The sequence below is a fragment of the Gilliamella sp. App6-5 genome, assembly GCF_001690525.1.
GTDB lineage: Bacteria > Pseudomonadota > Gammaproteobacteria > Enterobacterales > Orbaceae > Gilliamella > Gilliamella apicola_H.
Window position 1 is genome coordinate 45,046 of the sequence record NZ_LZGT01000003.1, and the last position, 7,755, is coordinate 52,800.

The following is a 7,755-nucleotide window of genomic DNA, read 5'->3' on the forward strand; positions in this document are numbered from 1 at the left end:
TATGCATTTTAAAATCTGCACGATAGGTGAGCTGTTGGTTGAGTTTTTGGCGAAAACACAAAATCAGCGTTTTGATCAAACAGGGGAATTTATCGGTCCTTTTGTTAGTGGTGCTCCCGCAATATTTGCAGATCAAGTTGCAAAATTAGGTTTTCCCATTGTCTTTTTTAGTTGTGTCGGAAAAGATGCCTTTGGCAAAATGTGTATTAGCCGCCTAAAAAATGACGGTGTGATTATTGATGGCATTACCTCACATCATAAAGCCAATACCGGCAGTGCATTTGTTACTTATAAAGGTGCTAACGAAAGAGATTTCATTTTTAATATTCCAAATAGCGCATGTGGTTTACTTTCATTTAATCATATTAATGAAAACTTATTAAAAGATTGTACTCATTTACATGTAATGGGGTCATCGCTTTATTCGTTTCGCGTGATTGATGCGATGCGTAAAGCGTTAGATATTATCAAAAATAAAGGCGGTACAATTTCATTCGATCCTAACTTACGCAAAGAGATGTTTGATATACCCGAAATGGAGCAATCTTTTGATTATATTATGGAATATACCGATATCTTTTTACCGAGTGAAAATGAAGTCAGCTATTTTGCTGAGCATAATGGTGAAACAGAGCAACAAACCATGATTAATTTGCTTAACAAAGGAATTAAACACATTGTGGTAAAAGGCGGTTCTAAAGGTGCTAATTATTATGGACTTAATGAACAAGGCCATTTAAAAACATTGCATATTAATGGATACAAGGTCAATTTGCTGGATCCAACAGGAGCTGGTGACTGTTTTGGCGCAACATTTGTTAGTTTAATGTTGGCAGGTTATTCGGTCGAAAAAGCCTTGCAATATGCAAATGCAAGTGGTGCATTTGCCGTATCTAAAAAAGGTCCTATGGAAGGAACTTCCACATTAGTTGAACTAAAACAATTTCTTTCGCACGCTTCTTTCAACTAATCATTAAAAGCAATAATACTATTAATAGGATAGGCAAAAAAAATCCCAATAACAAAGTTATTGGGAAAACATAAGGAATAGGAAAACAATGAAATAAATGCATTGTCGAGATATATTATGCACTTTTTTTTAAAAAAAGTATGTAAAGATACCAGAATGATTGATTAAATAGTTCGTATCTATCATGTTAAATAAGTGTAAAGAGTTATTTTGTTTTAAATAAATTAATATATATATCAGTTAATTAACTATAAGAATAGCTCTAATAATGAATTCAAAAATAACTTTCCATGATCGGTTATTTGCCAGTTTTGTTTATCTTCAATTAAATAGTTTTTTTCAATGGCAGTTGCTATTTGATTCTCGATTGTTTGTAAAGGTAAATAAGTTCGTTGTTCAAATTCGTGTTTAGGTGTTAGTTCAAATAGTCTAAAACGATTCATAAAAAATTCAAAGGGCAGATCTTCTTCTGGCACAGTATAATATTTATCTAAATAACGTCCTTCTAAATACCCTTTTGGATGACGCGTTTTTATGGTGCGGATAATTTTGCCATCAGGTTGTGTTAATTTACCATGAGCACCACATCCAATACCTAAATAGTCCCCAAATCGCCAATAATTTAAATTATGTTGGCATTGGAAATCTTCTTTAGCATAAGCCGAAGTTTCATATTGCTGATAACCATGGCTTGTCAATAATTGATGTCCTCGTTGATAAATTTCCCAAAGTTTATCATCATCTGGTAAAACGGGTGGTTTTGATCCAAATAGTGTATTGGGCTCAATAGTTAATTGATACCAAGACAAATGAGGCGGCGCGATAGCAATGGCTTGTTCTAAATCATAGATGGCATCATCAATACTTTGATTTGGCAATCCATGCATTAAATCTAAATTAAAACTTCTTAAATTTAATTTTTGGGCTAGTTTTCCTGCTGTGATTGCTTCTTTGGGATCATGTATCCGCCCCAATTTAACCAGCTTATCGGCTTGAAAACTTTGCACACCAATTGATATTCGATTTATACCTGCTTGCTGATAACCATTGAATCTTTCTATATCTACAGAATTTGGATTGGCTTCAATGGTGATTTCTGCATTCTTATTGATGGGGATAATCTTATTTATATTCAATAATAATTTATCAATCAATTCAGCAGAAAACAGGCTCGGTGTACCTCCGCCAATAAAGATTGAATGAATTGAACGGTTTGAACAAAAAACAGCATCATGCTGTAAATCTTTAATCAGATGATCTACATAAGCTTCGTAATCTGGCGTTTTTTTAACGGTATGTGAATTAAAATCACAATAAGGACATTTTTGTACACACCATGGCATATGAATATACAAACTCATTGGGATTTTATACATAAACGTAGCCTTTCCTGAAACTTTTTAACAAAAATAACCTGTGTTATCTTATTTTGATAACGTGCCATTTTACTCCAATTTATTAAAAAAAGCTTTTGGCATCTATAGTGTTTTTATTATTAAGTTAAAAAGCGTACAATTATCAATATATTTCGATATTAATTGTTGATTAAATTTATTATTTAGGAGTAAGTATGAGTATATATAAAGCGATTTTAGATAGTGGCTTATCAGGCGTATCACTAAGCTCATCGGTTAAGCAATCGACTTATGGCCAACTCCCTATTGTGGTTATTAACCATAAAACTTGCAAGGCAGCGGTTACCTTACAAGGTGCACATTTGCTATTTTGGCAACCCGCTACTGAACAAACCCCCGTTGTTTGGCTAAGCGACAAAACAAATTTTAAACAAGGAGTGGCTATTCGAGGAGGGGTACCCGTTTGCTGGCCTTGGTTTGGTCAATTAGGGACTCCTTCTCATGGTTTCGCGCGTATTGTTGAATGGAAATTAGATTCTTGTAAAGAGGATGATAATGGTGTTGATCTCATATTGTCTCTTACTAATAATCAGCAGACAGAACCTTATTGTCGCCAACCTTTTACAGTGTCATTAAATCTTCATTTAGGTAAAACTTGTGAAGTTACTTTAAGCTGTTTTGCTGACTTTGATATAACTAGTGCGCTACATACTTATTTTGGTATTAATAACATTGACCATGTTGTGGTAAAAGGTTTAGGTGAAACTTATCAAGAACGACTTGCTGTTGAAAACAAACCCGTGACAGTAGGTCAATTAACTTTTAATCAAGAAGTCGATCGTATTTATACTGATGCGAGTAAACAACTAACGATAACTGATGGCATCCGAACAATTCGATTAACCAATACTAATGTCAGTGATGTAGTTACTTGGAATCCATGGATAAATAAAGCTAAAGCCATGGCGGATTTTGGTGATGATGAATATAAATCAATGGTTTGTGTCGAATCTGGTTGTATTACAAAACCATTAAAATCATCTCCTAATAAGAAATCAACTTATGGTTTTCTGATAGAATTGATCTAATCGTTCATATTTTATGCCACATACGCAATCAATGCTTTACTCATTGGTAATACGATTAATTGATTGCGTTTACAGGGATAACACTTTATAATCCACACCACTTTTTAAAGTGCTAGTTTGATAGTCAACTACTGGGTCGCCTGTAATTGGCTTTTATTTTAAATCATTAAGAGAAATAAATATGTTTACATTCAAAGCTGAAGTTAGAAAAGAGCATGGTAAGGGTGCGAGCCGCCGCCTGCGTCACGCTGGTCAATTCCCAGCCATCATTTATGGTGGAACTGAACCTGCAATCTCTGTTGTGCTTGATCACAACCAAATCTTTAATATGCAAGAAAAACCAGAGTTTTATTCTGAAGTGTTAACTATCGAGGTTGACGGCAAAGCAGTTAAAGTAAAAGTACAAGCAGTACAACGTCATGCATTTAAACCAAAATTAGTTCATATGGATTTTGTACGCGTATAATTTATATATTGGAATATTATCCAATTCCTTGTTTCAAGTAAAAGGTCACCACAGTGGTGACCTTTTTGTTTTAGCGCTAATGTAGGCTAATGCCTATTGTTATGATTTAGCCTGTACACTAACCATCCAACATAATAGAATAATAACATTATACCATCCTAGGAGAAAACCATGTCTGATATCCCAGCTTGCGATTTAGTTATTTTTGGTGCTAAAGGGGATTTGACAAGACGTAAATTACTACCGTCTTTATATCAACTAGAAAAATATGGAAAACTACCTGAACAAACCAAGATTTTAGGCGTAGGACGCGCTGATTGGGATCATGCTGCTTATTGTGAAGTTGCAAAAGATGCACTCATCTCATTTATGCCGGAGCCGTTAGACGATAGTATTTGGCGACGATTTAGTCAACGATTGGATTTTCATAAATTAGATGTTAATGATAGCGCAGGTTTTGCAGGTTTGAAAAATAAACTTGATTCAGGTCATCCCGCTATTTTCTATTTTGCAATGCATCCAGGTGCTTTTGGAACTATTTGCCAAGGTCTAGCTGCCGCAGGGTTAAATCAATCACAAAACCGCATTGTGATGGAAAAACCGCTTGGAACTGATTTGCAATCATCTCGCGAAATCAATGATTCGGTGGCTAAATTCTTTAGTGAATCACAAGTTTATCGTATTGATCATTACTTAGGGAAAGAGTCAGTACTAAATCTCTTAGCCTTACGTTTTGCCAATACAGTATTTGCGTCATTTTGGGATCGTAATTCTATTGATCATGTCGAAATTACAGTAGCTGAACAAGTAGGCATTGAAGGACGTTGGGGGTATTTTGATAAAGCCGGTCAGATGCGTGATATGGTGCAAAATCATTTATTACAAATATTAACCATGATTGCCATGTCACCACCCGCTAACCTTGAAGATGATAGCTTACGTAGTGAAAAGATAGCTGTACTAAATGCCCTTAGGCCAATTAATAAAACCAATATACGCGAAAAAGTAGTTCGTGGACAATATACAGCAGGATTTGTTAATGGTGTTAATGTACCGGGCTATCTAGAAGAAGACGGCGCAAATCAAAAAAGCAATACCGAAACATTTGTTGCGATTCGAGTTGATATTGATAACTGGCGTTGGGCGGGCGTGCCATTTTATTTACGTACAGGTAAGCGTCTACCGAGCAAATGTTCTGAAGTCGTTGTTTATTTCAAACCATTACCGCTTAATTTATTTAGTGAATTTTATCCACAATTACCACAAAATAAATTGACGATTCGTTTACAACCTGATGAAGGAATGGATATTGAAATTTTAAACAAAGTACCGGGATTAGATAGTACTCACAATTTACAAACCACTAAACTTGATTTAAGTTTTAGCGAAACTTTTCACCAACAAAGCGCTGATGCTTATGAGCGTTTATTACTTGAAGTTATGCGGGGGCGCCAAGCGTTATTTGTTCATCGTGATGAAGTTGAAGCAGCATGGAAATGGGTTGATTCAATTATTAGTGCATGGGAAACAGAAAAAGAACCACCCAAAACTTATCAAGCTGGAACTTGGGGACCAGTTGCATCCGTTGCCTTAATCACTAAAGATGGGCATTCATGGCACGAATTTGAATAAAGGAAAAATAACTATGTTTACGTTAAATAAATATCAAAATAGTCAATTATTGATCGAAGATTTAACCTCACATATCGTCAATGAATTAAAACAGGCCATTGTACAAAAAGGTCATGCTTCTATTGCGGTTTCGGGGGGGAAAACACCTATTCCATTATTTGTATCACTAAGTCAACAAAATATAGAATGGAGCCGAGTTTTTATTACATTAGTTGATGATAGATGGGTTGATGATAATGATGATGCCAGTAACGAAAAGTTAGTGATGACGCATTTATTACAAAACTATGCAAAATTGGCTAATTTTGTCGGTTTAAAAAACAGTTGTGATAATCCATTTGATGGCGCCGAAATGACTGACAAGATGTTAGATAAAATTCCGATGCCATTTGATGTAATCGTTTTAGGTATGGGCGAAGATGGACATACCGCTTCATTATTCCCAGGGGCAGCTAATTTAGCGGCCGGTTTAGATATGAAATCAGGTCGAAAAGTTGTTGGAATGACACCATTAACAGCGCCACTTGATCGTATTACATTAACGTTACCTACTATTTTAAATAGCAAAAATATCTATCTACATTTAGTTGGTGAAAGTAAAATGCAGGTATTAGAACAAGCCGAAAAATATCATAATGTTAATCAAATGCCTATTCGTGCTGTTTTGCAGCAGGACAAAGTGAATGTCACAGGGTTTTGGACTGCATCTTAAATTTTTTTCAGTTTTGTTTGCCAACTTACGTCGGTAATGAATTTTTACGATAAATTTTGCTTCCAAAGCACTGGAGCAGCAGTGCTTTGATCTTACCAATTAATCCTCTGAATTCTCTTTTATGGGCTTTTCTGCTTGTTTTGTTGCTTTTGTTTTTCTTTTTCGGCTGGCTTTTTTCTTGGGTCTTTTAAATTGACCATAGTCGATAAGTTCGCCAGTTTCGTCATCAATCACGCCCCACTCTTGGCTATTATCTAAAATCGCCTTTTGTACCTCGGGTGGGTAATCCGATAGGGTGGTTTCTTTTGGTAAAGGTTTACCGGGTTTACCGGCTTGCCTGATCACTTTTGGCCAACGAGGTTGCCAGCATAGGCATTCCGAAATAAAGTAACCCACAGTATAAAATGGCAATAAGATTAAAAAGACGGGGATTAACATTAAAATTATGATCACACTGGGGTTATTTTTTGCCAGATGGATCATGGGGCTAATATGCCCCTCAACACCGTGAAAGGGCATGGGTAAATGGGTACTTAGGCGTGGTTTTGGCAGATTTTTAGGACCGTCTTCCATATAACGGCGGATAAATTCCCACTCGTCTTTATAATCTTGAGGATTATAAGTGTTTTTGCCTACGCCCACGGACTGTGCAACGGGAAAGCCAGTTTTATAAGGGTGAAAAGTAAACAAGTTAACCACATTAGTACCGCCCATATCCGAGCCAGTCTCGCCAAAATTAGCGGGCATAATATGTTCCCATTTAAACACCGCAATGCCGCCACAATATTTAGGGCGTTGTATATACACTTGCCGTGTTACCCGATTAAACCGTACCCGAATATGGCTGTAAATACCCCAAACTTAGTACAAGATTCAAGTAGAAAATCATGCTGTTTGTTTTAGTGTTTTATACTCAATCGGCGTCATGTTATTTAATGCCTCATGCGGTCTTTCGGTGTTATAAATCGTTAACCATTCTTCGGTTATTCTCCTTGCTTGTGCTAAGTTGTTAAAAAGATATAAATCGAGTACTTCAGTACGATAGGTACGATTAAATCGTTCAATGTACCCGTTTTGATATGGGCTACCGGGCTGGATATAATCAATGGCTATATCATGTGATTTAGCCCAGTTTATAAAGGTTTTTCCTGTAAATTCTGGTCCATTATCGACGCGTATTTTTAATGGATACCCATGATATTCAGCCAGTTTATCTAAGTAACGGGTAATCCTTCCTGCTGGTAAGCTTACTGCAATATCAATACCTAACGCCTCACGATTAAAGTCATCGATGACATTGAATGTCCTAAAGCGACGTTGATTACAGCTACTATCACTCATAAAATCCATTGACCAACATTCACCTTGTTTATTAGGAACCAATAGCTTTTCTGGTGTTCGTTGGGGGATACGTTTTTTACGTTTAGCTCTAATATTAAGTTTTAACTCACAATACACCCGATACACCCGTTTATGATTCCATTTATAGCCGAGCTTTCTGATGCGATTAAAACATTTGGGAAAGCCCCAGC

At 36.1% G+C, this 7,755-nt stretch carries 8 protein-coding genes; 5 read left to right on the plus strand and 3 right to left on the minus strand.

The genetic code is table 11. The annotated features are described in order from the left end of the window. Window position 1 precedes the first annotated feature (1 nt). Window positions 2-970, plus strand: a complete 969-nt coding sequence (locus A9G24_RS00390; RefSeq protein WP_065637258.1) for a sugar kinase — start codon at window positions 2-4, stop codon at window positions 968-970. 248 nt (window positions 971-1,218) lie between these two features. On the opposite strand, the gene hemW is transcribed toward A9G24_RS00390, so the two are convergent. Beyond that, a complete protein-coding gene (gene hemW, locus A9G24_RS00395) occupies window positions 1,219-2,346 on the minus strand; it encodes a radical SAM family heme chaperone HemW (protein WP_065637259.1) in 1,128 nt (375 codons plus the stop codon). 194 nt (window positions 2,347-2,540) lie between these two features. On the opposite strand from hemW, the gene A9G24_RS00400 reads away from it, so the two are divergent. The 4 genes from A9G24_RS00400 to pgl all read left to right on the plus strand — a co-directional run bounded on the left by A9G24_RS00400 (window position 2,541) and on the right by pgl (window position 6,223). Continuing rightward, on the plus strand, window positions 2,541-3,413 hold the full coding sequence (locus A9G24_RS00400) for a D-hexose-6-phosphate mutarotase (protein ID WP_065637260.1): 873 nt from the start codon (window positions 2,541-2,543) through the stop codon (window positions 3,411-3,413). A 181-nt stretch (window positions 3,414-3,594) separates the two neighbouring features. After that, window positions 3,595-3,879 (plus strand): 50S ribosomal protein L25, encoded by a 285-nt coding sequence (gene rplY, locus A9G24_RS00405; protein WP_065637261.1) that lies wholly within the window; start codon window positions 3,595-3,597, stop codon window positions 3,877-3,879. 171 nt (window positions 3,880-4,050) lie between these two features. After that, complete coding sequence (zwf, locus tag A9G24_RS00410) at window positions 4,051-5,511, plus strand: glucose-6-phosphate dehydrogenase (protein ID WP_065637262.1); 1,461 nt, start codon at window positions 4,051-4,053, stop codon at window positions 5,509-5,511. Window positions 5,512-5,524: 13 nt separating this feature from the next. Next, window positions 5,525-6,223, plus strand: coding sequence for a 6-phosphogluconolactonase (pgl, locus tag A9G24_RS00415; RefSeq protein ID WP_065637263.1), 699 nt, complete (start codon window positions 5,525-5,527; stop codon window positions 6,221-6,223). Between the two features lie 99 nt (window positions 6,224-6,322). Here pgl and A9G24_RS00420 read toward each other — a convergent pair whose 3' ends face one another. Next, window positions 6,323-7,075 (minus strand): DUF6708 domain-containing protein, encoded by a 753-nt coding sequence (locus A9G24_RS00420; RefSeq protein WP_335340083.1) that lies wholly within the window; start codon window positions 7,073-7,075, stop codon window positions 6,323-6,325. Window positions 7,076-7,108: 33 nt separating this feature from the next. Continuing rightward, window positions 7,109-7,755 (minus strand): IS3 family transposase (locus A9G24_RS00425; RefSeq protein WP_141673010.1); only part of this gene is annotated, 647 nt, incomplete at its 5' end.

What these genes read in the sequence shown, in the direction of transcription:
- pgl (WP_065637263.1), top strand. Translation starts at nt 5,525, where the DNA reads ATGTTTACGTTAAATAAATATCAAAATAGTCAATTATTGATCGAAGAT.
- A9G24_RS00400 (WP_065637260.1), top strand. Translation starts at nt 2,541, where the DNA reads ATGAGTATATATAAAGCGATTTTAGATAGTGGCTTATCAGGCGTATCA.
- hemW (WP_065637259.1), bottom strand. Translation starts at nt 2,346, where the DNA reads ATGTATAAAATCCCAATGAGTTTGTATATTCATATGCCATGGTGTGTA.
- rplY (WP_065637261.1), top strand. Translation starts at nt 3,595, where the DNA reads ATGTTTACATTCAAAGCTGAAGTTAGAAAAGAGCATGGTAAGGGTGCG.
- zwf (WP_065637262.1), top strand. Translation starts at nt 4,051, where the DNA reads ATGTCTGATATCCCAGCTTGCGATTTAGTTATTTTTGGTGCTAAAGGG.
- A9G24_RS00390 (WP_065637258.1), top strand. Translation starts at nt 2, where the DNA reads ATGCATTTTAAAATCTGCACGATAGGTGAGCTGTTGGTTGAGTTTTTG.